This is a genomic window from Brevibacterium sp. SIMBA_078 (assembly GCF_046534565.1).
Taxonomy (GTDB): Bacteria; Actinomycetota; Actinomycetes; order Actinomycetales; family Brevibacteriaceae; genus Brevibacterium.
In genome coordinates this window covers 436,669-462,464 of sequence record NZ_JAWRYQ010000004.1, presented here as the reverse complement: position 1 = coordinate 462,464, position 25,796 = coordinate 436,669, and the positions used below count along the sequence as shown (strand labels likewise).

The following is a 25,796-nucleotide window of genomic DNA, read 5'->3' as shown; positions in this document are numbered from 1 at the left end:
AGTTGAGCAAATCGACTATGTTTGGTGACGACTCTCTTCGATGTATTGACACAACATGCAACTGCTACATGGAGCTGTAGGAGAAGTGCCACCGGAAAATTCGGAAATTGCGAAAGTACAATTAGTGGAGCGTGCTCTCTCGCATGCTTTAGAGGGAGGCTGTGCAGTCCAATGGCAATTACACCTTATTCAGTTCGGAGTTTCAAGGCCCTTGCGGAACGAGAGTCACGCCGTGGTGAGAACCTAACACGTTCCGTACCGGCAGTAAAAGACGCTGTTGTTGCCCTTCGGCTCAGACGAGACCAATACAAAAATGAGGTGACCTCCCTCAGCCTAGACAGCCCCGCCAGGCTTCTTGCCCGCGACCGATTCCATTCGGATCGCAAAAAGTTGCGCCAATACCGCGACGAAGCTCTTGAAGACGCGCTACATGAAGCGTTAATCCAGTTCGAACAGGCCTTATGGGACGGCAGTTTCACCTTTGGTCTCACTCAAGCAGTAAAGCTCGGAGATCGGCAGACCTATCGAATCAGAGACACGTTGGAAGTTGCCTTCCCTGCAAAGCAAGCAGCTGCCGTCATTCGAGGTCTCCGTGCCGCCGAGATGCAGAGCCGCAATGGAATAGTGCGTTCGCTCAAGGAGGCCCTTGGAAAGAAGTACTCGCATGCCATCTATCGGATTGACATCACGTCGTTTTTCGGATCAATTCCGCACGATAAGCTGCTAGCACGACTTGGCTCTTTGAAGCGACTCGACACAGTGAGCTTGGCTCTTGTATCTCAGCTACTCGATGAATTTGCAAAAATCAACGGCACACGTACGGGAATTCCACAAGGTGTAGGCATGAGTTCCCATCTCGCTGATTTCTATCTTCATGAGTTTGACCGCGTCATGAAGGCCATCCCCGGCGTGCTGTTCTACGCACGATACGTCGACGACATGGTCCTCGTCTTAACGGATGAGGCAGCGCTGGATATTGTAAAGGCCGAAATCGAGATGCAATTTCGCAAACTCTCCTTGACACAGAATCTTGCGAAGACTGTTGCAATCGTTACTGACGAGAACGGCGACTATCCGGCGGGTAGCGCGTTGCAGTATCTGGGATACAGGTTCACCCGAACCCGTGGGAAGCTGACGACTGGCCTTACTGAAAGCCGCCATCAGCGCAGAATGAAGCGCTTGGAATTGACCTTTCAGTCGTGGCTGAGTTCCTCGCCCGACGCAGCACGTCCCAATCACGGCCACGATGGCCTGTTGATGGATCGGTTGCGCTATCTGGCTGGCAATACCAAACTGTTGAACTCGAAAGATAATGTGGCAATTGGACTCTTCTTCTCGAACAGCGCCTTGGACACTGATGCGACGGAGTTAACAGAACTTGACGCCGCGCTGGAGAAATTCAGGAGGGATCATTCGAACAAGATGTCTGAGCATCTGAGAAAGAAAATTAAAGCCATTTCGTTTCAGGAGATGTTCACTCAGAAACCTTTCTATAGATTCAGTCAGCGAAAAGCACAACGAGTTATTCAGATTTGGAAAGGGTTCTTATGAAGCATGAAACGGTAAGGCGCGATCCACTTAGGGCTCTAACCTCAGAAATGCTACCCTATGAAGTGCCACTCCCTTTCAACACGTCTATGTTGTATGCATTTTTACGCAAGATCAAATTCGCCTGGCTCGACGAGCATAAGTTCAGAGTTTCCAAGAACCGATTCGGGAAGGCCGAAAAGTACTGGCTTGAGCTCGTGTTCGACGGCATGTCATTCGGAGGAGGAGCATGCCAGGGTGGCTATATTTTCTTCGACTTAAAATCACAAAAGGGAGCCGCGTATGACCTACGTCATCCATACAAATATCGTGCCAAGCGAAATAACGGAAAGAACCGCAATTTAGCTTTGCCCCACCCGCAGTCGATGCTTGCGATGGCGTATTTCATTAGCAAGTACCGCGACTCAATCCTTTATTACACAAATAGAAGTAGCTTCTCGATTCGTTACCCGCAGAGAGTCGCTCGCCTCTACACCAAGAGAGACACTGAGTTCGCTCATCGTAGGGACAATGAGGCATACGGATTTGAACAATACGACCTGGAATACGAGCATGTCACCTCGTTCTTCTCGTACCGACGCTACAACAACATTAACCGTTTTTACTCATCTCCTGAGTTTCGGGCGTGTGAACGAAAATATCCAAGACTGGTGCGAGCTGACGTGTCTAAATGCTTCGACAGCATCTATACACATACTGTTTCGTGGGTCACGAATGGCGTTCGGGCGAGCAAAGAATTCCACAGCGAGGGCAGAGTCGATGCAACTTTTGGCGCCAAGTTTGACCGATACATGCAGTATTTGAATTACGCGGAAACCAGTGGGATCATCATTGGTCCGGAGTTCTCGCGTATTTTTGCAGAGATCATCCTGCAGGAAGTTGACGTACGGGTCGAGCGGCTGCTGCTGGCTAAAGAAGGCATGAGGGCTGGCCGTGATTACGAGATAATGCGTTACGTTGACGACTATTTCATTTTCCTCTCGGATGCTAAGAATAGCCAGCGAGTCGAGGAACTGCTGGCGAGCCAGTTGAGCGAGTTTCGGTTGCACCTCAATGATCACAAACAGCGAGAATTTGACACTCCTCTCCACTCGCATGTCTCCGTCGCAAAACTCAGAATTCGAGAGAGCCTCGAGCGTCGCACAGATTGCACCATCAATCTTGAAGCCGAAAATCCGAATGCAAATCTTTATTTCTCGAGCAGTAAGGCGATTCTCGACTATAAAGCCACGTTGATTAACACAGAGCTCGAGCCCGGAGACATTGCTAACTCGTACTTATACGAGGTTGGAAGGAGAGTGTCTGCGACAACCAAGAAGTATCGGAAGTACATGGACTTAGTCCGCGCAGAAGGCGACGCGAAGAAGCTCGCTTCCGCTCAAACTGCGTTGGTCAGCTACCTCGTTTCAAACCTGGACACAGCTATGTTTATATACGCGGGAGCGCAGTCAGTCTCTCATAGCATTAAGGTCACTCGACTCATAGTCGGTGCCTTGAAGGAATTGGAAGACAATCACCTCGGTCCCCTTCAGATTCAATCATTTAAGGACAAGGCGTTGCGGGAAATAGAGGCCCAGTTGACTGCTGTCCGAGATGAAGCTGAGTTTGGTGTGCATACTTTACTGCTTGCTGACTGTTTGATCTACCTGAACCCGAACGTCGCCGAAAGCCAACTCTTAGAGATTCTGAGCCGAAGGGGCGTTGAACCTGATGAGCTAGACGCGTTCGGAGTACTCACATTCTTGCGGAGGTATGGCGAGAGGACTGAACGTAGCCCACTCAAGACAAGCTTGCTTAAACGAGCAAGAGCACTTGTTGATCTAGGAGCATCAGACCGTAAGTTCAATGCAGCCAGGGTCATTCTGCGAATGAGCCTGGCTGCAATGCCAGGGCTGTCTGAGACGGAAGTGAAGGAAGCCACTGGTCTTTCGGGGGGAAAGGTGAAGGCTCTGATGAAGAGCAAACTGCAGCCATCGCTGTTCGCTTGGAACGCTAGCGATGACTACCATCAGCGCCTGCAACTCAAAATTGCCCAAATGGTATACTAGTCGATGCAGCCACGACGCAATAGTCTTTAAGACTCACACACTGGCGCAGGGAGCCGGGCGTCTCGAAGCTCCAAGTGTCGACCAGGCTTTTGCCTGGTCGATGCGCGTATCGTAGGAGTTTCTCGCTTAGTGGCTTGGTTAGCTGGCAAGATGCCTTCGTGTGATCTTACGGTTTCGCCTTAACTCACTTTGTGATGGCGTTGAAGCCCGACTTCTCTGCCCACAGTTATTTCCACCTTGCGATCTCGTGATCGGTTGGAATGGGTACACTCGGACCCTCCCCGGGTGCCTCGTATCTGTAGGCATATGAGTCGTCTCGTCTGCGAAATGAGAGCCTCAGCCCGTCCTGTTGAGGATTCTGCTCGTCGGCGGATAAGTTGATTCTCGATCTTTTGTCTCGTGACCGAGCAAGCAGACTAGGTGCACATTACTAGTCATGAGACGCCCGTATCGCCCCTTTATAAAGTAGGATAGTTGGCCTCGTTGGGCGTCCTCGAAACTGCTCCAAAAGCGTCTTGAAGCTGTGTCCCTCCACGTAGACATGAGCTGGTCCTATTCCGACACCCGCTTTACCGTGCCGACGAGGAACACGTACGACAGCACGCCGACGATCGTGACTGCAGCCATGTAGACGAACGCAGGAGCGAAGTCGATGTCGGTGACGAGGAAGCCGATGACGATCGGTGTCGCGATTGACGAGAGGTTGCCGATGAAGTTGAACATTCCTCCGGTCAGGCCCAGCAGTCGTTCTGGTGCCAACGCAGACACCAGTGACCAAGTGATCGACGCGAAACCGTTGCCGAAGAACGCAATCGACATGAACATGATGACCCAAGCTGACGAATCCGTGTAGTTCGCACCGAGCATGAACACGGTCATTGCCATCCCGATGATGATCGGCAACTTCCGTGCCATACCCAGAGACAGGCCCTTCTTAACCATGAGGTCCGAAACCGTTCCGGAAAGAAGCACCCCAACTAGGGCGGCGATAAATGGCAACGAGGCCATGAAGCCCGACTCGATGTAGTCCATTCCTCGGTAGTCGACGAGGTAGGTCGGGAACCAAGTAAGGAAGAACCACAAGGTCGAGGTCAGACAGAACTGGCCGAGGTAGATGCCCCACAGTCTCCGACGAGTCAGTACGACCTTGACGTCGGACCATTTGAGCTTCGGCTTTGCCTCCTTCTTCACCCCGCTCTCGACATCGACGAGTCCCCCGCCTGAGGCGATGAGGTCGATCTCGGCCTGATTGACGCCGGCCTTGTCACGCGGCTCCCGGTAGACGAACCACCAGATCGCGGCCCAGATGATGCCGACGACACCGGTGAGGATGAACACCCAGTGCCAGGTGAGCACCGTCTGCAGCCAGGAGAGCATCGGAGTGAGCAGCGCTAAGCCAATGAACTGACCGGACGTGTAGAAGGCGATGACTCGACCACGCTCACGCTCCGGGAACCATGCGGTCGCGACTTTGTTGTTGATCGGGTACGCGGGTGCTTCAAAGCCGCCGACCATGAGCCGGAGGATGATGAGCGCGATGAAGCCGCCAGACATTCCCATGAATAGAGTTGCGAGCGACCACAGCACGAGGCACGACGCATAGAGCACTCGCGGTCGGACTCGATCGACGAGCCATCCACCAGGCAGCTGGATCGCAGCGTAGGTCCAACCGAACGCCGAGAGCAGCAGCCCCTGTTGCCCCGTGGTGAGATCGAATTCCTGAGAGAGCGCCGGCATCGCGATGGACAGGTTTGCCCGGTCCATGTAGTTGATGACGACGGTGATGAAAAGGAGAACCGCGATGATGTAGCGGATTCGGGTCGGCTTGGTGACTGTGAGGCTATCGAGCTTCGTCATTGGTCTCTCCTCACCATTCCGCGAAGGAGCCGTCGGCATGACGCCAGATCGGGTTGCGCCACCGGTGGCCCTCAGCCGAGCGCTCGATGACGTACTCCTCGTTGACCTCGACGCCCAGACCGGGCCCGGTCGGTATCGTGATCATGCCGTCGTCGTAGTCGAAGACCGACGCATCGGTGACGTAGTCGAGCAGATCGTTGCTCGTGTTGTAGTGGATACCCAGGCTCTGCTCCTGGATGAAAGCGTTGTAGCTGCCGGCGTCGACCTGGAGGCATGCGGCAAGCGCGATAGGACCCAGAGGGCAATGCAATGCGAGTGCCACGTCGTAGGCTTCGGCCATCATGGCGATCTTCCGCGTCTCGGTGATGCCACCAGCGTGGGAGACATCAGGCTGGATGATGTCCACGGCACCGGAAGCGATGACTTCACGGAAGTCCCACCGAGAGAACAGCCGCTCCCCCAGAGCGATCGGCGTTGGCGTGTTCGCCATGACTTCACGCAGTGAACCGAAGTGCTCGGACAACACAGGCTCTTCAATGAAGAGAAGCCGGTACGCTTCGAGCTCTTTGATGAGAACCTTGGCCATCGGCTTATGGACTCGTCCATGGAAGTCGATGCCGATGCCGAAGTCAGCACCCGTGGCGTCTCGGACCGCTTGCACGTTCTCGAGGACCTGATCGACCTTGGTGTAGGAGTCGATGAACTGCAGCTCCTCGGTGGCGTTCATCTTCACCGCTGTGAAGCCGCGGTTCTTCGTCTCCAGGGCAGCTGCCGCCGTATCGCTGGGACGGTCACCGCCGATCCAGGAGTACGTGCGGATGCGGTCGCGAACTTTCCCACCGAGCAGCTGATGAACCGGCTGATTGAGCGCCTTGCCTTTGATGTCCCACAGCGCCTGATCGATGCCGGAGATCGCGCTCATGAGAATCGGCCCGCCACGGTAGAAGCCACCGCGGTACATGATCGTCCACAGGTCCTCGATGTTCGCAGGATCCTTGCCGATGAGCAGGTCGGAGAGCTCATCGACGGCGGCAGCGACGGTGGCGGCCTTGCCCTCGATGATCGGCTCACCCCAACCGACGATCCCCTCGTCGGTTTCGATCTTGAGGAAGAGCCACCTCGGCGGCACGGTGTACGTCGTCATCGACGTGATCTTCATTGTTCTTGCCTTTCGTTCGGTGGTCGTCGTTGATGTCAGAAGGATTGAGCCCACGCCGAGGCGATCGCCTGGGCCCGGGTGCGCACGTCGTCGGGGCGGTCGCCTCGGCGATAAAGGGAGGAGCCGAGGCCGAGGCCGGCAGCACCTGCCTTTCGCCATTCGGCCGCGTTGTCGGCTCCGACTCCCCCGACAGGGAAGAGTTCGGTGCCGCTGGGAAGAACTTCGCGCCAGGCTTTCATTCCGCTGATCCCCACCGCCGAGGATGGGAAGAGCTTGACGTTGGTGGCGCCGGCTTTGACTGCGGCGAAAGCTTCGGTCGGGGTCGCTGCACCTGGGTATGGGGTGAGCCCAAGCTCGAGTGCGGTTGTGATGACGTCGCGGTCGGTGTCGGGGGCGACGATGATGCGGGCCCCGGCCTGTTGGCACTCGTTGACCTGGTCGGCGGTGAGCACCGTGCCGGCGCCGACTTCCACCTCGTGTCCGAATCTCTCGACCAGTTTTTCGATCGAGACCAGCGGGTCGGGCGAGTTGAGTGGCACCTCAATGGCGGAGAAGCCGGCGTCGACGATGCCTTCGGCGATATCGAGGATTTCTTCAGAATGAACCCCGCGGAGGATGGCGATGAGGCCGGCGGGAACAGAGTCAGGCATGGGCGTTCTCCTTAGTCGGCACGATGCCGGAGTGTTCAGCGATGCGGAAGAGTCCGGTGGCGGCCGCGCGTGGATCCGCGACGACAGTTTCCCGACCCAGTCGGTTGAGTGCGCGTGAGTAGCGTTGGGTGAGGCTTGTCGATCCGCAGATGATGACCGGTGCGGAAGATTCGGTGTTCAGTGTCAGCTGGCTGGCCACCTCGGCCCCGATGAGCATTCCTGACAGGTAGTCGTTGACCTCATCGCCGAGCAGGCGACCGTCGAGGGCCCAGGTGCGGGCGGAGAAGAGCGACGAGGTGAGGACAGCGGGGTCATCGGCTCCGATGCTTACTCCCCAGTTGAAGGCTTCGAGGTGGAAGTCTTCGGTGGGTTCGGCCAATCGGGCGAGGATCGACGAGGTGCTCAGCAGGCCGAAGATTTCGCCGCTCATCGAGGTGGAGAAGTCGGTGACGCGAGTTCCTTCACAGGTCACCCATTTCGTGTGGGTACCGGGAAGGACCACCGTGCGCTGTTCTGTGAGTTCGGGAGTGAGCAGTCCGAGCAGCTGGGTCTCTTCACCGCGGATGACGTCGGGGGCGTTAGTCTCGCTCGCGGTCTTCTGCAGGCCGGGAACGATGCGGAGGTCGAAGGTGTCGAGTTCAACTGTCGTGAGGTGCTTGCCGAGATCTCCCAGATCGGTCGGCAGATCGAGATAGCCCGCCTCGGCGATTCCTTGGGTTGAACCGATCATGCCGCTGGCCAGGACCGGAGGTTGGCCGAATTCTGTGAGCCAGTCACCGATAGTGGATTGCGCGATGCGGGAGAAGTCGGCGCGCGGGTCGGCGGAGTCCGCGCCTACAGCCATGATTCCGTCCGGTCCGTTGCGTTCGGCGAGGATCTGTCCGCCGTTGCCCATGAGGAACGCTCGCAATGAGCTAGTACCCCAGTCGAGGCCGATCATCTGCGGGGCCTCGGGTGGTGCCAGTTTTGCCATAGAAGTCACTATGGTCACTGTGTTCATCATGTGCCACCCGTGTCCCTATATGTGGGATCGATGACATACTGGTGGAATGACCGAGAACCTTGACAGACGTTCGAGTGAACCCATCCCCCAGGGCACACAGACCCTGGCAAGAGGACTGCAGATCATCAGCGCGGTGGCGCATGGCTCGACGACGTTGAAGGCCGTGGTCGACACTACGAATCTCGGCAGGTCGAGTGCGCACCGCATGATTCAGCTGTTGGTGCAGATGGGTTATCTGCGCCATGGGTCGCCTGGGGAGTTTCGGCTCGGGCCAACTCTCATCGAGTTTGGCTTCACCGCGCTCAACCAGGACCCACTGCCGGTGGTCGCCAGGGAGAATCTCGAGGCTCTGGCCGAACGGACGCAGGACACCATTCATCTCTCGGTCGAAGATGGGGAGTCGGTGCTCTACCTGCACAAGATTCCGGGCACGCGTGGGGCGGAGATGCGATCGCGCATCGGCCACCGGATGCCCTTGACTCGGACCGGCGTCGGGAAGGCATTGCTGCTGGGACAGGAGGATCGGTGGGAGAGGCTGTTTACTGCGGAGAACCCTGAGGCAGATTCGTCGGCTGTGGAGTCATTCGTCAAACGGATGAACGGCTACACGCGCGATGGGGCTACATTCGACCTGGAGGAGAATGAACCAGGCATCCGGTGCGTGGCTGCACCAATCAGGGACGGCAGCGGGGAAATCGTCGCCGGCATTTCGCTGTCAGCGACTCGTCCGTTCATGCCGAAGGACCGGATGCAGGCGTTGGTACCGGTGATGAAGGCTTCGGCGCGGGAGATTTCGGTGAAGTTGGGGTATCGGCAGGGCTAGATGATCGTTAAACAGAGTCCCAGCTGTAATGCGCGTTACACACCCGGCTCTCGAACTCGGTCGATCAGCCTTCATCCAACGAGGCGAGGATACGCTCAGCCGGTCGAAGATGTTCAGAGAGAATCCGTTTGAACTCACCTTCGTCGAAACTGCGCCACGCATCTATCATTGCGACGTGGTGCTCGTCGTACTTCCTTATGAGGTCTGGAAATCGCATCCCGGTCTCGATACTCACTCGTTGCTGCCTCGATCTGAGAAACTCATAAGTCTCAGACAGAACCGAGTTTCCTGCAGCGCTGACGATTGAATAGTGGAACATCCAATCTGTCTGAGAAGCAGCTACTCGCAGTTCTGGGTCGAGAGGCGACTCATGTTGGGCAGCAGTAGTTCGCAACCGGTCTTCCAACGCGGATAGGGCCTCGTCAGTCACCGAAATCTTAGTCTCGCAAAGTAATTCAATACTTCGCCCCTCGATCAGTCGGCGCACTTCATAGACCTCGAGAAGCTCTTGGGCCCCGATGCCTCTGACCTGTGCTCCATGGCGAGGGGTAAGAGTGATGTACTTCTCTGCCGCGAGTTGATTGAAAGCCTCTCGCACCGGAGTCCGAGAAACACCGACAGCTTCGCATACTGTCGATTCCTCGATGTAATCATGACCGTGGTACACACCCGAAACAATGGCATTTCGAACCCAGTCGAATGCAAGCGAACGCGCCAGCGGCCTCTTTGCCTCCACCTGGTTCTCCCTTCATTCCCATCATCTCGCAGCTAGTCTTGATAGATTCTAAGCCCTAGATTGAACTCGCTGTTATCGCGAGTTCACCTCAGCAAACGCTTGCCTCCTCTTCTTCTGCGCTGCAGGGTCCGGTACCGGCGCAGACAGCACGAGTCGACGGGTGTACTCGTGCTCGGAACGGTTAAGGACATCTGACGCCCTTCCGAATTCAACCAGACGACCGGCTCTGAGTACCGCGATGCGGTCGGCGAGTTCTTCCACCACGCCAAGATCATGAGTGATGAACAGACACGAGAACCCGAGTTCATTCTGCAGTTCTTTGAAGAGATCGAGAACCGTCGCCTGTACCGAAACATCGAGTGCTGAAGTCGGCTCGTCCGCAATGAGCAGACGTGGCGAGAGGATGAGAGCCCGGGCGATGCCGATGCGTTGGCGTTGCCCGCCCGACAGCTCGTGTGGGTACCGTTCCACCCATGAGCTGGGAACCCGGACTCTTTCAAGCATTTCCTCCACCCGTCGACGAACCTCCACTGAGCTCATTTGCATGTGTAGCTTCAACGGTTTCGCGACGATTTCTCCAAGAGTCTGTCTCGGGTTCAGCGACGAAGCAGGATCTTGGAAGACCATGCTGAACTCACGTCGTTTTGGCCTGAGCTTCCGTGAGGACAATGAGGTGATATCAGTTCCGCACACCGACACGCTCCCGGAACTTGGCTTCAGCAACCCCATGGCACAACGGCCGAGTGTGGACTTTCCGGAGCCTGATTCACCGACCAATCCGACGACTTCACCTTGCATCACATCGATCGAGACATCCTCGACAGCTTTGAAGTCTTCGGCTCCCGCTCTGCCAGGGTAGGTGATCTCGACTTTGTCGAAACGCAACACACTCGATTCTGGGGACGCTTCTGCGGAGCTGCTTACGTCTGCAGATGCCTTGTGTTGAGTCTTTCCTAGGTGAGGTACTGAGTTGAGGAGGTTCTGAGTGTATTCCGCTTTCGGAGCACCAAAGAGATCCCCCACCAACGCCTCCTCCACAATTCGTCCCTCGCGCATGACAATGACGCGATCCGCGAGGTCGGCGACCACACCCATATCGTGGGTAATGAACAGAACCGATGCGTTCAACCTTGCGCCGAGATCTCGGAGCAGTTCAAGGATTTCGGCCTGCACAGTGACATCAAGCGCAGTTGTCGGCTCGTCCGCGATGAGTAGATCCGGATCGCAACTGACTGCCATAGCAATGACTATTCGTTGCAACTGACCACCGGATAATTGGTGAGGATAGTGGTGGATCCGACGTTCGGGTTCGGGAAGCTGCACCAGATGAAGAAGTTCGAGCGCTCGGCGTTGCGCGTCGTTCTTGCTCATTCGACTGTGAGCGCGAATAGCCTCGACGATCTGTTCGCCGATCGTGTACACCGGGTCCAGCGCGGTCATCGGTTCCTGAAAGATCATCGCGATCTTCTGGCCCCGCAATTGTCGCAGTTGGTCGGAACTGAGTTCGAGAAGGTTCAGCCCGTTGAATTCTATCCTGCCGTGCACCCGAGCATTGGGAGGAAGCAGACCGAGAATAGCCATCGACGACACGGACTTGCCGGAACCGGATTCGCCGACAATTGCGAGTACCTCACCGCGATTAACGGTATAAGACACGTTATCGACTGCAGCCGCACCCTTACCCGACATTTCGAAGCTGACCGAGAGGTCGTCCACCTTCAGCAGAGTTTCACGTTCCAGACGATCGTTTTCCTCAGGCATGTTGTCTCCGTGGAATCACTTCGAACCTGCGATTGTGCAACCCAGGATTGAGCGACCGAGTACGGGAGACGAGATCAATATCGATGTCCACCGTCCCGAACGAGTTCCCCGTACCCAGGTCCGTCAATTGCAGGCCCATGGGGTCGAAAGCGGCGGAACGACCAATCGATCGTTCTCCGGATTCCCCACTTCCGACGATGAAGAAGCTGTTCTCAATGGCTCTCGCTCTCAGCAGGGTCAGCCAATGTTCTTCTTTGAGAGCACCTTTCACCCATGCAGTGGGAACCGTCACCAGTAGACTTCCCTTATCTGCCAGAACTCGGAAAATCTCAGGAAAACGCAGGTCATAGCAGGTTGCCAATCCGATCCGCACACCGTCGACATCGATAGTGACCGGTTCGGCAGGGCCGGCGATCACCTTGTCCGACTCCCTGTCGGAGAAGGCGTCATAAAGATGGATCTTGTCGTAAGTGGCGACGATTTCACCCCCGGACGCTACGAAGAGTGTGTTCTTCACCTTCGTCTCATCTCCTGGAGTAAACGCACCAGCGACGATTGTCACTCCGGTCTCCGATGACGCTTTCGCCAGCGCGCTTCCGAAACTTCCGTCTGGATCTTCGACTCGTCCAACCAATGATTCGTGTTTGTCTGGAAGCCGGATCATCGCCGCCTCGGGGCAGACCAGGAGCGTCGCTCCTTCGGCCGCTGCGCGGTGAGCATCGGCGACAATATGCGCGGTGTTCTCAGCAATCGTGGGACTGGCTGCAAATTGTGAAATTGCGACCTTCATGTCATATCTCCTTCAGTTCGTCGCCGTATTACGGTCATATTCCCGGACGTACTCGGCACAGAAGCCCATCACTCTGCGAATCCATTCAGCTCCGGTAGCCTTGTCGGCAACGCTGACATCTCCGGTGACTCCGTTCTTACTGACTTCAGAGAAGTCCCAGTAGACAGTGCCCGGTACGGTATAGTCTCCGATCTTCGCGTCGGCATAGCTCAACGGTGTCCAACCCGACTCGCTGTTCAAACCGCCGGATTCCGCCTTCGACATGTCGACCTGCTCGGGGAATATCGCAAGCATCGCGGACAGCTCAGGCTCAGCACCGTGCCCATAGACCGCAGCTGCATCGTCGTAGACGTCTCGCATCAAGCCGTAGCCCAATTGCCATGGGTAGACGTGACCGATGAGTACACCAAGGTCCCTCCGACAATCAACTGCCGCCCCCGAAACTGGGCCGACGTTTCCACCGTTGTTATCGACGAGAACGATTCGTTTGAAACCCGACTGCACAAGCGATTCGATGATGTCTCGGACTACCGCTTTCAGCGTCTCGGCGCTAAGGGAAAGATTTCCCGCGAACCCGCGAAACGTCGGTGAATGGCCGTAATGCAAGGCCGGCGCCACTAAGGTGTCGACTTGACCATCAGTGAGCTCCGCAATCTTGTAGGCGGCCCATTCTGCAACTATGGAGTCTTCGTGTACCGGAAGATGCGGCCCATGCTGTTCGATGGCTCCAATCGGTACTAGTACGACTGGATTGCGATCTGCAGCTTCTGCGACCTCGGTCCAGCTCAAGCGGCCCAAGCTCTTGGAGTTGTCAATCATATGAGTTCCTTTCAATTGGTTATCGTGAGTGAGTCTTGAAGGTCAGCGAGCGAAAGCGCGCCGAGGATCGAGAACGTCCCTGAGCCCGTCACCAAGAACATTGACTGCGAGGACGATTGCGATGAGCAGCAATGATGGATAGATCAGCATCGTGGGCTGTACTTCGAGGAAGTCTCGGCCGGAAGCAATCATCGTGCCCAAGGAAGCGAGAGGCGGTTGAGCCCCCAATCCAAGGAAGCTCAGTCCCGCTTCGACCTGAATTGCGAAGCTGAGGCTCAAACTCGCTTGGACAATCACGGTTGACATCACGTTCGGCAGGACCGTCCGGGTGATGATGCTTGCAGTCGTCGTGCCGTTGACGCGTTCCGCGTCGACGTACTGCGCGGATCTGATCGCTACGGATTGCGCATAGACGACCCGAGTGAATCGGGGAACATAGAGAACGCCGATGACGATGACAACGTTGATGAGATCCGGACCGAGGATGGCGACAGCTGCGATCGCCAAGATGACGGCCGGAAAGCTGAGAAGAATGTCCGACCCTCTCATAATGATCGTCGACGTCCATCCACCGAGGAATCCTGCCAACAGACCCAGTCCGACCCCCGCCACCAGGGCGATGACGACCGCTCCGACGGCGACAAGCATTGATGTGCGCGTTGCGATAATCAACCGCGCGAGAACGTCTCGTCCGAAGTCGTCAGTGCCGAGCAGGCCGTCCTGAGACAGAGGAATGCCGACCTGCTCCCGATAGGTGATCGGATAGATCAAAGGCCCGAGGAGAACGACGAGCACGACGAGGATGAAGAAGACTCCGCTGATGCATGTGCGGGGGTTCTTAATGAGCCGGCGGACGATTCCGCGGGAGACCGGGCCGGTCTTCTCCACAAACTCTGTTGAGGCGAGGGCGAGATTATCGGCCATTTCAGAAGCTCTCCGTTCTCGGATCGAGAAGACGAATGACAATGTCAGCGACCAGGTTGACCACGATGACGAAGACCGATGCGCTGAGTACGACAGCTTGTATGACCGGATAGTCGCGGTCGGTCACCGCCTGCATGAGCATGGAGCTCATCCCTGGCCAACCAAATATGGTTTCGATGAGAACCGTCGACCCGATAAGCGTTGCCAACTCGACGCTGGTGATCGACACGACAGGCACCAGCGCATTTCTCAAGGCGTGATTGGTGATGACTTTTCGTTCGATCACGCCTTTCGCTCTGACTGTGCGTACAAAGTCCGCGCTGAGGGTCTCCAGCATCGCCGATCGAGTCATGCGCATAATCACCGCCGTCGACGTCGCTGCGAGCGCAACGACAGGAAGGATGATGAGCTGGAGGTGACCAACTGGGTCCGCGAAAAAGCCCACATATCTCTGAGGGGGCAGAATCGGCAGCCACACCGAGAACACAAGCAGCAACAACGTACCGGTGACGAATACCGGCAGCGATATGCCGAGAACCGATCCGCCGGTGATGATGTGATCTAGTGCACGGTCATTGCGAATGGCCGCAATCCGGCCGAGAACCACTCCGACAATGATGGAAACAAGAATCGCGAGGACAATGATTTCAAGTGAGTTGCCGAATCGAACGATCAGGTCTGGGGCAACGGGCCGACCGCTGATCAGCGACACTCCTAAATCACCTGTCAGAAGATTCTTCCAGTAGTTGAGGAACTGAATAGGGAACGCTTCGTCCAGGCCCATGGTCGACCGCATGGCCGCTACTTGATCATCTGTGGCGTTCTCACCGAGCACAGCCCGAGCCGCGTCACCCGGAATCAGTCGAATGAGCAGGAACACGATCGTCGCGACGATCACGAGCTGGATTACGGCGAGCCCGATTCTTCTGACTACGAAATTGGTCATCGCTCTTCCTCCAGCCAAACTCCACGCAAGCTGACCTGTGTCCATGCCCCCTTGGGCGGATGAGAGAAGCCACGCACGTATTTGTGGGAAGCTTCGCCCTGGATCCGACGGAGCGTATACGTCAGAGGCATCTCATCGAGCACTCGTTTCTCGACCTCCATGAAGAGTTCATTGGAGAGGCTCGTGTTCTTGGAACGCCTTGCTTCAGCAAGTAGGTCGTCGGTGCGCTTGTCATTGAAGTCCATGAACTTCGCCCACCGGCTGCCTGAAGCTACAACCTCGCTCAATGCAGCGGGATGCCCGAATTTCAGCGAGGTTCCCCAGGCGAAACTCGGATACTTCTTCGCTTCCACCGTCTCTTGGAAGGAGAGCCATTCTTGGCGAGTCAGCCGAGGGTTGACCACAGATTCTTGGAGAGATGGCAGCATCGCTTCAGCCGGCCTCGAAATGACTGAGTAGCTGCTTGTAGTGATGATGCTCAGATCGAGGTCATCTCGACCAGCCTTTCGAAGGAGGTGTGAAGCACGTTCAGGGTCGTATTCGACCGCGCCTTCGAGCTGTGAGGCATATGGTGCAACTTCGTCAGGAACAAGGCCACCGGTGATCGGTCGACCGTGCCCTAAGAAAGCGGTTTCTAGCGCAGCGTCACGATCAATACTGCATGCGACTGCCTGCCGCACTCGTTTGTCGTCGAACGGTGGCCTTGACGTGACGAACCCGAGAACTCCAAAGCCGAAGACGCTATCCGAATAGACCTCGAGCTGTGAATTGTTCTCTATCACATCGACGTGAGTCGAGGGGATGTAGTCGATCATGTCTACAGTCGCGGTGCGCAGTGCAGTCACTCGCGCGTAGTCGTCTTCCATCGGCGTGAACTCGATAGCGTTGAGATAAGGCAACTCGGGGACGAAGTAGTCGTCGAATCGTTCAATGACGATGCTCACGCCAGGAACCCTCTCGACAAAGGTAAAGGGACCTGTCCCCATCACCTCCAGGAGTGGATCTGCGCCCGATTCGATCCATTGTTTGGAGATCACGTTGGCGCAGGGGTCAGCTAATGCGAACGGGAACGCCCTGTCAGGTTCTCTGAGAGTGAAGACGATCGTGTCCGAGCTCGATGCATCTACTCGTTCAACGGAGCGAAACAACGGTGCGGCAGTTGACGAGGTATCAGGATCGATGATTCTACGCATGGAGAAGACCACGTCGCTCGCCGTCATCTTCGATCCATCGTGAAATCGGACATCCGTCCGGATCTTCACTCGATATGCGGTGTCCCCTGCCCAGCCATGTTCAAGAGCGAGATCCGGAACGATCTCTCCATCAGGGTCGTATTGGAGCAGTCCGTTATAGAGCATCTGCCGAATCACATCGGAAGCCGCGCCCGAGCTTACGTGCGGCTCGAAGTTCACCGGTTCCGTTGATAGGCCGTAGTGGAGGACTCCGCCTCGATTTGGCTCACCGTTTCCGGTGGAGATGTCGTTCCACGAGTCTGGATAGTTGGCGACTGCGCCGCAACCGGCAAGGGCAAATCCCATACCCGCTGTTCCCGCTGCGGTGAGCACGCTTCTTCTTGTAAGGAATTCTCTGGTCATTGAGACTCCGTCGTATGCGTCGTTGCACTGCGAATACGTCGAGTATACATGGAGCATTCTTAGCGAAACAAGACTCCTCTGAGATCTTTTGTTCTGGCGACATCACATCAGCCCAGTCAGAGCACATTCCCGCGGGCCAGACGTTCACACCGCATTGACTCTGACACGTGGTTTTCCGAAAGTCTGGCTCTGTGAAACTATGAAGATCTGGAAAGCGGACACGGAGTAGTGGTTGTATGACAGACGGACCTGGGACTAAAAAGTCCAAAGCCCGCCCCAGCATCAAAGACGTTGCTGCGCTGGCCGGAGTGTCCTGGCGAACAGTTTCTAACGTCATCAATGGGCATCGCTATCTGAGGCCTGAGACCAAAGCCAAAGTTGAAGCCGCGATAGCCGAGCTGGGGTATAAACCTCAGACTGCGGCGCGGCAGTTGCGGACAGGGCGCAGCAACCTCATCACGCTCGCAATTCCATACATCGATCACCCTTACTTCGCCAGCCTGGCACACGCCGTTGTCGAAGCGGCCAAGTCGTATGACTACACCGTGCTGATAGACGAAACTCGCGGACTGCCGGAGAAGGAAGAACAGGTAGCGCAAGGGTATAAGAACAGCCACGCGGACGGCATCATCTTCAGCCCCCTGACCCTGCCGGTCGAATCGATTCTGACCGCCCGTGACAAAACACCGCTCGTCTTGCTCGGAGAGCACACACTCGACCCTCGAATCGACCATGTCACCGCGGACAACGTCGAATCGACCCGTGAAGCCACCGAACACCTCATCTCACTCGGTCATCGCCGAATCGCATTCCTCGGATACCTCACTGAAGGCACCCTCGGCACCGGCGATCTCCGCCTCGAAGGCTACCGTCGAGCCCTCGCAGCAGCCGAGATCGACGAAGACCCGGATCTCATCATCGGCGCTGCCCCACAGTCCGATTCCACCCAAATGGTCAGCGCGGAGCGCGACTACTCGCGTGAAGAGGGATTCGCCCGCGCACAGCAGATCCTTCTACTGCGAAAGACGACGCCGATCGATGCGGTGGTCTGCGCCAACGATCTACTGGCTATCGGCCTGCTCCGAGCGTTCAGGGAAGCCGGCGTGCAGGTGCCAAACGACATTGCTGTCACGGGATGGGACAACACCCCGGAAGGCGGATACTCGGCACCGAGACTCACAACAATTGCCCCCGATATGAATGCGATCGCACAGTTCGCTGTCGAGGCGGTACATCAACGCATCCTGGGCTCGACCGAAGCTCCTGCAGGGCGCGTAGCTCCACACCGCTTGATGATCCGCGAGTCAACAGTGGGCGACCGGCCCTAACCACCCCGACCGAGCTTCTGCTCATTGTCTCCAGTCTTCGTGGCTTCACTATTGCAACGTTGCAATACGCGCGACGATCTGCTTTGATCTCTATAACAGAGCACCTTCGAAAGTCCGCAATATCGTCGAATCTGCTCAGACTTGCCTACTTGTCGTCTCAACTGATTACGCCCTCAGAGGGACCGGCAAGCAGCACCACCGCCAAATAGGCCGTAAACAGTGAGAACTGAGACGCCTGGAATGATCAAGGAAGCTCATGCCTTTGAACACCACCGCAAATCCGGTCACCCACCGGGACCCTGAGAAGCCGGGTCGCATCGAAAAGCTCGGCTATGGAATGGCAGGCGGCGCCAATAACGTCGTCTGGACCGGGATATCGACCTTCCTCGTCTACTTCTACACCGACGTCGTCGGCATCGCGGCCGGCCTGATCGGCACGATCTTCCTCTTCTCCCGCATCGTCGACGGTGCCAGCGACGTGGTCATGGGTGTCGTCCTCGACAAGACTCGGACTCGATTCGGCAAGGCTCGGCCGTGGCTGCTCTGGTTGGCGCTGCCGTTCGCAGTGGTTGCCACCGCGCTCTTCGCGGTCCCCGATGCCAACAGCACCACTCAGGTCATTTACATCATCGTCACCTACAACATCGCACTGCTTGTCTATACCGCGGTCGAGATCCCGCACGGCACCCTCGGCGCGCTCATGACCTACGACCAGCACCAACGTTCAGTGCTCAACGTGGCGAAGATGATCGGGGCTTATGTCGCCATCATCGCCATCACGAACATCACCCTGCCGATCGTCGACTTCTTCGGCGGCGGCCAGTCCGGCTGGATCTACACTTTCGTAATCTTCGGCCTCGTCGCTGCTGCCATTTACTTCTTCACCTTCTGGTCAACGAAAGAGCGTACTGACCCTGTCGGGACAAAGCAGGACAAGGACCGTCCGAGCGTCAAGGCCAGTCTGATCTCGCTCGCGCGCAACAAGTACTGGTTCATCGCAACCCTGGTCCTGCTCCTCATGTACATCTACAACGCCATCACCGCCGGCGTCGCAATCTACTACTCCGAGTACGTGCTCGGCTCACCAGCCCTGGTCGGCGTGGTCGCGACGGCTCTCACACTCGCGACCTTGGGCGGGATGCTCCTCGTCGTGCCCATCACTCGACGCTTCGGAAAGCGCAACACAGCGATCGTCGGCTGCCTGATCGCGGTCGTCGGTTCACTCATCATCTTCGCTGCTCCCGACAGCACCGCAGTCGTGGTCATCGGACAGATCGTCCGCGGGATCGGCAAGGCCGCAATCATGGGAGTCGTCTTCGCCATGCTCGCCGACACCATGGAATACGGGGAATGGAAAACGGGCATCCGCATCGAAGGTCTCATCTACAGCGGCGCCAGCATGGGGATCAAAATCGGCACCGGACTCGGCAGCGCACTCATCGGTTGGGGCTTGGCGGCCAGCGGGTATCTCGGTGGTCAGGAGACACAGTCCGCAGAAGCCGTCTCCATGATCTCGAACCTCTTCATCTGGGTCCCGACGCTCGTCAGTGTCCTCATGGCAGTCCTCCTGTACTTCTTCAAACTCGACAAACAGTATCCGCAGATCCTCGAGGAGCTGCGGGCCATGAAAGAACGACAGGTCTGACCACCTAGACCACGGCGGACCACGTTGACGACCCCATCGACTCAGCAGACCAACCCACGAAATCAAAGGAACCAAATGGAGAAAGAACTTCGCCAGCCCGTCGACATGTGCCTCAAGAACGGGACTCTCAATGAAGCTGCAGTCGGGTGGAGTCGGTTCCCGGTGCACAATGCCAATCTCAAGGGCTGGGGTCGCAGGAAGCGGTTCGATTACTGGTGCGTCGTGTCACCGGAGATGATTCTCGCATTCTCCGTCTCAGACACGGACTACAAGGCCGCTACCTCTCTGTTCTTCTTCGATAGAAAGACCCAGACTGAGACGACCGCGAGCTCGATGGACTGGTTCAGGACCAATCCGTCCTCGCGTGCACCGTGGGGCTCACAGCAGATTCGGTCCGGTGACAAAGACGTCGATATCTCGATCACCTTCGGCGATCAGATCATCGCGCTCAATGTCGTCACTGCGAACGTGAATGCTGAGGTGGAGGTCAGCGTTCCAGACGACCATCAGTCGATGGGAGTCCTTGTTCCGTGGAACAGCCGACGCTTCCAATACACTCGCAAGGACAACTGCCTGAGCGCGAGCGGGCGAGTTCGGGCCAACGGAGTCACCTACCGTCTCGATGAGTCCACGACAACAGCCACCATGGACCATGGCCGCGGCAAATGGCCGTACGACACCTTGTGGAATTGGGCTTCCGGCAGCGGTACGACAGACGGGGAAGAGATCGGGCTGCAGTTCGGTGCCAAATGGACTGCCGGAACTCCGTCGACCGAAAATGCGCTGCGGCTGGGCGGCCAGATCGAAAAGATCAGCGAAGAGCTCGAGTGGGCCTACGACTCCGGTGACTGGATGGCCCCGTGGACGATCAGGGGCGAACGAGTCGACCTCACCTTCACCCCTGAATACCATCGGCACTCCGAATTCGACAAGAAGGTCGTCAGCAGTCGCGAAGAACAGGTATTCGGCCATTTCTCCGGCACTGTCTGGTCCCTGGCGGGACGCGAGTATCGGGTGGAGAACATCTTCGGATGGGCCGAGGAGGTCCATAGGCGGTGGTGATGTTCGGCCCTCTACGCTAATTTCTGTACCCCGAGGAACTCTCGCAGCACCGGCAGCTCTCGCCGGGCCTGCGACAGTCCCATCCGATGGGCGGCAGCAAGCCGCGAGAGATCGCGAGTGCTGTTGTCGACCGGCATGCGGTCGGGGACGAAGACATGCGCCTTGCCCTCTTCTTCGAGGGCGAAGATGCGTTCTCGAGTTTCGTTGTAGCGCTTCCACCGTGTCAGCAGCGCATCAGCCAGTGCGGGGTACTTTCGGAAGATGCCTCTGTAGACGGCAGGGAATCGCTGCGGTGCCTTCTTGTACCCACGCTCCTGCGTGAGAACGATGACGAACTTCTCGAAGCCCTCTCGCTGCGCTTGGCTTAACGCGATCCCGCCGTCCTCCCCCATTGCACCGTCGAAGAAGACATGGCCGTCAAGACGCACCGGCGGCATGACGATCGGCATCGTCGATGACGCCTGCACGCGGATCATCAGCTCGTCGATATTCGGGGTGTCTTTCTTCGACCACACCGCCTCCTCGCCGGTTTCAGCATCGAACGCGATGACCCGCATGTCACCGGTGCTTGCCTCGTAGGTGTCCCAATCGAAAGGTAGTGCCTCGTCGGGGGCACCCGCTCGTTGGTAGATGTACTCGCCATGGAACATCCCTTTGCCCCGAGCGAAGTAGCGCCACCCGCCGAATTCCTCTTCCTTGGCGAACTCGACGAACGATCGACGCACTCGCCATTTGTCCTCGGAGAGGTAGTTCACTGCAGTGGACGCTCCGGCACTGATTCCAGCGACCCAGTCAAACGACAGGCCTTCGTTGAGCAAGACGACTGCTATGGCGCTGGTGAGCGAAGCCCGCATCCCACCGCCTTCGAAGATGAGTGCGGTATCGCTGATTCGCGTCGTTCCCGCCGACTGCTCCCCGTTCGTCATATCGATCATCTTAACGACTGGTAACCGACACCGATGCCGCCGCCTGCCCCTTCATCGATGTGAACGTTCCCAAGCCAGGGTGGCCAGAGCCGCCGCCTGATCGGGCAGGCAGGCATCATCGAAGAGCACCTCCGCGGAATGATTCGTCGCCGCGGTCTCCGGGTCGGCTCCTTCCGGGCTGACAAAGAAGAAGACGAACGCTCCCGGCACCTCTTCAAGGACATAGGAGAAGTCCTCGGATCCCATCACGGGATCCGGCGACTCAACCACACGGACGGGACCGAACGCCGAGATGAGCGTCTCGAGGGCGAACTGCGCCTCGGCGGCGTCGTTGACCGTCACGGGGTACTGCTCATTCCACACCACCTCGGCGGTGCATCCGTGCGCAGCTGCCACGGAATCGGCCAGCCGGGTCGCGAGTTCGGGGAACCTCTTCGTCGACTCGGCCGACAGGGTCCGCACCGATGCACCGAGCGATGCGGTCGACGGGATGACGTTCACGGCCTCACCGGCACTGAGCTGCGTCACCTCGGCGACGATCGGGTCGAAGACGCTGAACGAGCCGGTGATCATCGAATACAGGGCCTGCCCGAATTCGAGGACGGGCCGCACCGGGTCCACCGAGTCCTGCGGACGTGAACTGTGACCGCCCTTGCCGACCATCGTCACGTGCAGCGTATTGGCACCGGCCATGACCGTGCCCGGGCGGGTGACGAAGGTACCCGCCACACCGGGGGCGACGTGGATAGCGTAGGCGGCGTCGGGTTTCGCCCCGATGGTCTCGAACATGCCCTCATCGAGCATGATCTTCGCCCCGCCGAGGCCCTCCTCACCGGGCTGGAACATGAACGCGACCGTCCCGCGCAGCTCCGCCTGATGAGCGCTGAGAAGTCGGGCGGCTCCGACGAGCCCGGAAACGTGGAGGTCGTGTCCACACGCGTGCATGTTCCCGTTCGTCGACGCATAGTCCAGTCCGGTGGACTCGACGACGGGTAGGGCGTCCATATCACCGCGCAGAAGAATGGTCGGTCCCGGCTGGGCCCCGCGCAGCACTGCCACCACGGACGACAGGTCCGTGCCGAGGGTGATGTCGAGGGGCAGTCCGTCGAGGGCCTCGACGACCCTCTTCTGCGTGTAGGGCAGCGAGAGCCCGAGTTCTGGGTTGCGGTGGAGGTCGCGGCGCAGCGCGCTGAGGTCGTCGGCGAGGGCTGTAGCTTCGGCGGTGAAATCGATTGACTGTGTCATGGTGTCCTTCGGTTGGGCAGTGGGCAGGTTCGGTGTGGTCATGGTGCTCCCAACAGGGCGATGAGGTGGCCGAGCATCACTGAGTCCGCTCGTGTCAACGGTATCCCCAGGTCGGTGATCTGGGGAGGCAACTGCGGTTCCTCCCCGACAGCATCCACGCCCTCGTCCGAATCGGGAATCAGCGCAAGCGCGGTGATGAGATCGAAGTCGGGCACCTGCAGATGGTGATCCGTGTGCGTCTGATAGAGCTCGCCGAGGCTGAGGATCGAGTCCTCGCCGGCGGTTCCGTTCGCCTCGGGGCCGGTCGCGCCAGCTGCGATGTTTTCGGACCCGCTCGCCTCGGGGCCGGACCCGATCAGCTGCAGAGACAACGGCAGTCCCGCCTCGTCGAAGCCCATCGGGATCGCCAGGGCAGGATTCCCGGTGGCGGAGAACGCGGCCGTGAGGTTCCAGTCGTCTTGCGGTGTTCCTCCCCGGAACACATAGGGCGGGGCCGCCGACGGCCACGTCGGCAGGGCGAGCGCCGTGCCGTTGGGCAGCAGTTCGCTCAAGCGTCCGCGCAGCACCCCGGCGGAGTTCAGCGCCGCCTGGTAGGTGTCGTCGGTGACGAGGGCACCTGCGAGGGCGAGCCGACGGAAAGAACGACCGTAGTCATTCCACCGGGGTGCGAGCCGATCGCTGTGCACCTCGTACATCTCGCGGACCATGATCGTCAGTGTGGCCGCAATGAGTTCATCGAGGTAGGGCACGTCGACGGTCGACGTCTCGACGCCGAGTGCTTCGAGGGTACTCAGCACCTCGTCGAAGGCTGCGGCCGTATCGTGCGTGATCCTCGTCGAACCCAGCGCCTGCTCAGGCACGACCACACGGACCGTTCGGCCCCGACGTGACGAGCCGACGGTCTGTCCGCGCATGACCTCGAGGAGCAACCGGCAATCTCGGGCGCTTCTGGCGATGGGCCCGACGATGTCAAGGCTCGGAGCGGCCGGCATGATTCCGTCCATGGGCAGTGAACCCATCGCCGGGCGCATCCCCGTGACTCCGCAGAAGGCCGCCGGTATTCGGCAGCTGCCCGAAGTGTCGGTGCCCAACCCTGCGGAGATGATCCCGAGGCTCACGGCGATCGCGGTTCCGCAGCTCGACCCGCCCGGCCAGCGACTCAGGTCCCACGGGTTGCGTGGAATCGGGAAGTCGAGTGCCGGGTCGGGCCTGCCGGCAGCGTGTTCGACCATCGTCGTCGCGCCCATGATGACTCCGTCGGCGGCGCGCAGCCGAGCGACCGCCTCGGCGTCGCGGCCGCAGTGGAACTCCGGATCGAACACACGGCTCTGTGAGGTCGGGACAGCTTCGCTGACGGCGATGTTCGCCTTGATTCCCAACGGCAGCCCTGCCAGCGGACCGGCACTGTGTTCAGCACTTCGGCCGGCGGCCAGAGCGGATTCGTCGAAGCGTTCGAGGATCGCGCCGACTCGGTCGTTGACACGGTCAGCGAGGTCGAGTGACGCGGAGACCAGTTCCTCGGCCGTCGTCGCACCGGACCTGATCTGCACAATCTGCGCGGTGAGGTCGTGGACAGAGCTCATTTTGGCCGTGTCTGTGACCGCCTTGTCGGTGCTCGGGTCGGTCGCCTCTGTGCTCACTGGGCCAGTAGCGGGCGGACCGGTTCCGCGCCGAACCAGGAGTCCGTGTCTTTAACGAGGGCACCGCCCTGGACGACGGCCTTGATGTTGTCAGGCGTCGCCAAGGGGGTGATGTCGGTCAGGGGATCGAAGTCGATGACGATGAAGTCGGCGAGCTTCCCGGGCTCGAGCGTGCCGAGGTCGGCGTCGAGGCGGAGCAGTTCGGCGGCGTTCTTCGTTCCGGCGACGATCGCGTCCATCTCGGAGAGTCCGAGTTCCACGGCGTGGACCGGTTCGCGCAGGTTCTCCCCGTGTGGGCAGACTCCGGAGTCGGTACCCAGCGCCACCTTCACGCCCGCTTGCAGAGCTGCGGCTACGCGTTCGCGCGCAATGGCTGACCATTTCACCTTCTTCTCGTAGAGGTAGGCGGGGACCGCTGCGGGGTCGGGGACGCGCAGTGCGCTGCTCAAGGTCGGGACGAGGAAGGTCCCGTGTTCGAGCATGAGTTCGATGCCTTCGTCGTCGATTCCGTATCCGTGCTCGACCGAGCGCACTCCGCCCCGGATGGCGGCTTTGATGCCCTCGGCGCCCTGCGCGTGAGCGGCGACCGGCTGTCCGGCGCGTTTGGCGGTCTCGGCGACGATGAGTCGCACATGCTCTTCCGGCACCCCGATGTCGTCGGGGGTGTCGGAGGGGCTGGAGACGCCGCCGGTGGTGCAGACCTTGATGACATCAGCGCCGCTGCGAATGAGCGTCCGCACCGTCCGCCGCACATCGTCGTCGGTGTCGATGATCGGACTGATCGGCATGTGCATCGGTACCGAGCGGCCGTTGGGCATGGTGAAGTCCGTATGCCCGCCGGTCGGTGACAGTGGAGCGATCGCCAGGTGGGTGCGCGGACCCTGGACGAGGCCGGCTGCGATCGCATCTCGGTAACCGCGGTCCAGACCGCCCAGGTCACGGGCCGTGGTCACGCCCGCCATGAGTGCCTTTCGGGCGTTGAGTGCGGTGCGGAAGGTCCGTTCGGATTCGAATCGTGCGGCGTCGGCCGTCTGGTCCTCGATCGACATGCCGAAGTGCACATGGGAGTCGATGAAACCCGGGAGGATGGTCTTGCCCCCTAGCTCGACGATGACGGTGCCCTCGGGAGCGGCGGTACGGGCGGGACCCGCGTAGACCACGCGTCCGTCCCGGACTTCGAGTTCGGCCTCGGTGATCGGGGTGCCGCCGGTGCCGTCGATGAGGGTCACACCGCGCAGCAGCAGGTGGTCGTCACCGGCGATGGTGGAGGGAAGGTGGGCTATGGACATGG

The 25,796-nt window shown here is 58.6% G+C and carries 21 protein-coding genes; 6 read left to right on the top strand and 15 right to left on the bottom strand.

All coding sequences use genetic code 11. From position 1 onward, the window contains the following. The first annotated feature begins 171 nt into the window (after positions 1 to 171). Both drt3a and drt3b read left to right on the top strand, forming a co-directional pair. Positions 172 to 1,551: an antiviral reverse transcriptase Drt3a gene (gene drt3a, locus SB749_RS16980; RefSeq protein WP_410711327.1), complete on the top strand. Its 1,380-nt coding sequence runs from the start codon at positions 172 to 174 to the stop codon at positions 1,549 to 1,551. Beyond that, a complete protein-coding gene (gene drt3b / locus SB749_RS16975) occupies positions 1,548 to 3,596 on the top strand; it encodes an antiviral reverse transcriptase Drt3b (RefSeq protein ID WP_410711326.1) in 2,049 nt (682 codons plus the stop codon). Before drt3a ends, drt3b begins: the two co-directional genes overlap by 4 nt. Positions 3,597 to 4,148: 552 nt before the next feature. Here the strand turns inward: drt3b and SB749_RS16970 are convergent. The 4 genes from SB749_RS16970 to SB749_RS16955 are packed head-to-tail and all read right to left on the bottom strand — an operon-like array spanning position 4,149 to position 8,235. After that, positions 4,149 to 5,453: an MFS transporter gene (locus tag SB749_RS16970; protein WP_410711325.1), complete on the bottom strand. Its 1,305-nt coding sequence runs from the start codon at positions 5,451 to 5,453 to the stop codon at positions 4,149 to 4,151. Between the two features lie 10 nt (positions 5,454 to 5,463). Beyond that, the gene (dgoD, locus tag SB749_RS16965) at positions 5,464 to 6,612 is read right to left on the bottom strand and encodes a galactonate dehydratase (RefSeq protein WP_410711324.1); all 1,149 of its coding nucleotides are present in this window, start codon (positions 6,610 to 6,612) and stop codon (positions 5,464 to 5,466) included. 35 nt (positions 6,613 to 6,647) lie between these two features. Continuing rightward, the gene (locus SB749_RS16960; protein WP_410711323.1) at positions 6,648 to 7,262 is read right to left on the bottom strand and encodes a 2-dehydro-3-deoxy-6-phosphogalactonate aldolase; all 615 of its coding nucleotides are present in this window, start codon (positions 7,260 to 7,262) and stop codon (positions 6,648 to 6,650) included. Then, a complete protein-coding gene (locus SB749_RS16955; RefSeq protein WP_410711322.1) occupies positions 7,255 to 8,235 on the bottom strand; it encodes a 2-dehydro-3-deoxygalactonokinase in 981 nt (326 codons plus the stop codon). Before SB749_RS16955 ends, SB749_RS16960 begins: the two co-directional genes overlap by 8 nt. A gap of 76 nt (positions 8,236 to 8,311) precedes the next feature. On the opposite strand from SB749_RS16955, the gene SB749_RS16950 reads away from it, so the two are divergent. Beyond that, positions 8,312 to 9,088 carry an IclR family transcriptional regulator gene (locus SB749_RS16950; RefSeq protein WP_410711321.1) on the top strand — a complete coding sequence of 259 codons (777 nt, stop codon included), beginning with the start codon at positions 8,312 to 8,314 and terminating at the stop codon, positions 9,086 to 9,088. 64 nt (positions 9,089 to 9,152) lie between these two features. Here SB749_RS16950 and SB749_RS16945 read toward each other — a convergent pair whose 3' ends face one another. The 7 genes from SB749_RS16945 to SB749_RS16915 all read right to left on the bottom strand — a co-directional run bounded on the left by SB749_RS16945 (position 9,153) and on the right by SB749_RS16915 (position 16,659). Beyond that, a complete protein-coding gene (locus tag SB749_RS16945) occupies positions 9,153 to 9,824 on the bottom strand; it encodes a GntR family transcriptional regulator (RefSeq protein ID WP_410711320.1) in 672 nt (223 codons plus the stop codon). A gap of 72 nt (positions 9,825 to 9,896) precedes the next feature. After that, entirely contained in the window at positions 9,897 to 11,585 is a 1,689-nt protein-coding gene (locus tag SB749_RS16940; RefSeq protein WP_410711319.1) for an ABC transporter ATP-binding protein, read from the bottom strand. Beyond that, on the bottom strand, positions 11,578 to 12,375 hold the full coding sequence (locus SB749_RS16935; RefSeq protein WP_410711318.1) for a carbon-nitrogen hydrolase family protein: 798 nt from the start codon (positions 12,373 to 12,375) through the stop codon (positions 11,578 to 11,580). Before SB749_RS16935 ends, SB749_RS16940 begins: the two co-directional genes overlap by 8 nt. Before the next feature lie 12 nt (positions 12,376 to 12,387). Next, entirely contained in the window at positions 12,388 to 13,194 is an 807-nt protein-coding gene (locus tag SB749_RS16930; protein WP_410711317.1) for a creatininase family protein, read from the bottom strand. Positions 13,195 to 13,236: 42 nt separating this feature from the next. Beyond that, complete coding sequence (locus SB749_RS16925) at positions 13,237 to 14,118, bottom strand: ABC transporter permease (protein ID WP_410711316.1); 882 nt, start codon at positions 14,116 to 14,118, stop codon at positions 13,237 to 13,239. Between the two features lies 1 nt (position 14,119). Continuing rightward, positions 14,120 to 15,064: an ABC transporter permease gene (locus tag SB749_RS16920; protein ID WP_410711315.1), complete on the bottom strand. Its 945-nt coding sequence runs from the start codon at positions 15,062 to 15,064 to the stop codon at positions 14,120 to 14,122. Further along, positions 15,061 to 16,659, bottom strand: coding sequence for an ABC transporter substrate-binding protein (locus tag SB749_RS16915; protein ID WP_410711314.1), 1,599 nt, complete (start codon positions 16,657 to 16,659; stop codon positions 15,061 to 15,063). The genes SB749_RS16920 and SB749_RS16915 overlap by 4 nt, the downstream gene beginning before the upstream one ends. A 236-nt stretch (positions 16,660 to 16,895) precedes the next feature. Here SB749_RS16915 and SB749_RS16910 point away from each other — a divergent pair, with 236 nt between their 5' ends. From SB749_RS16910 to SB749_RS16900, 3 genes are all read left to right on the top strand, one after another. Beyond that, on the top strand, positions 16,896 to 17,987 hold the full coding sequence (locus SB749_RS16910) for a LacI family DNA-binding transcriptional regulator (RefSeq protein WP_410711313.1): 1,092 nt from the start codon (positions 16,896 to 16,898) through the stop codon (positions 17,985 to 17,987). A 256-nt stretch (positions 17,988 to 18,243) separates the two neighbouring features. Next, positions 18,244 to 19,632 (top strand): MFS transporter, encoded by a 1,389-nt coding sequence (locus SB749_RS16905; RefSeq protein WP_410711312.1) that lies wholly within the window; start codon positions 18,244 to 18,246, stop codon positions 19,630 to 19,632. 75 nt (positions 19,633 to 19,707) lie between these two features. Then, the gene (locus tag SB749_RS16900; RefSeq protein WP_410711311.1) at positions 19,708 to 20,694 is read left to right on the top strand and encodes a DUF2804 domain-containing protein; all 987 of its coding nucleotides are present in this window, start codon (positions 19,708 to 19,710) and stop codon (positions 20,692 to 20,694) included. A gap of 11 nt (positions 20,695 to 20,705) precedes the next feature. Here the strand turns inward: SB749_RS16900 and SB749_RS16895 are convergent, their stop codons facing one another. Genes SB749_RS16895 through SB749_RS16880 form a run of 4 tightly spaced genes read right to left on the bottom strand, consistent with a single transcriptional unit; the run spans position 20,706 to position 25,794 of the window. Next, the gene (locus SB749_RS16895) at positions 20,706 to 21,620 is read right to left on the bottom strand and encodes a patatin family protein (RefSeq protein ID WP_410711310.1); all 915 of its coding nucleotides are present in this window, start codon (positions 21,618 to 21,620) and stop codon (positions 20,706 to 20,708) included. A gap of 51 nt (positions 21,621 to 21,671) precedes the next feature. Beyond that, positions 21,672 to 22,907 carry a M20 metallopeptidase family protein gene (locus SB749_RS16890; RefSeq protein ID WP_410711309.1) on the bottom strand — a complete coding sequence of 412 codons (1,236 nt, stop codon included), beginning with the start codon at positions 22,905 to 22,907 and terminating at the stop codon, positions 21,672 to 21,674. Then, positions 22,904 to 24,505: an amidase gene (locus tag SB749_RS16885; protein ID WP_410711308.1), complete on the bottom strand. Its 1,602-nt coding sequence runs from the start codon at positions 24,503 to 24,505 to the stop codon at positions 22,904 to 22,906. The genes SB749_RS16890 and SB749_RS16885 overlap by 4 nt, the downstream gene beginning before the upstream one ends. Continuing rightward, positions 24,502 to 25,794, bottom strand: a complete 1,293-nt coding sequence (locus SB749_RS16880; protein ID WP_410711307.1) for an amidohydrolase family protein — start codon at positions 25,792 to 25,794, stop codon at positions 24,502 to 24,504. Before SB749_RS16880 ends, SB749_RS16885 begins: the two co-directional genes overlap by 4 nt. Positions 25,795 to 25,796 lie beyond the last annotated feature (2 nt).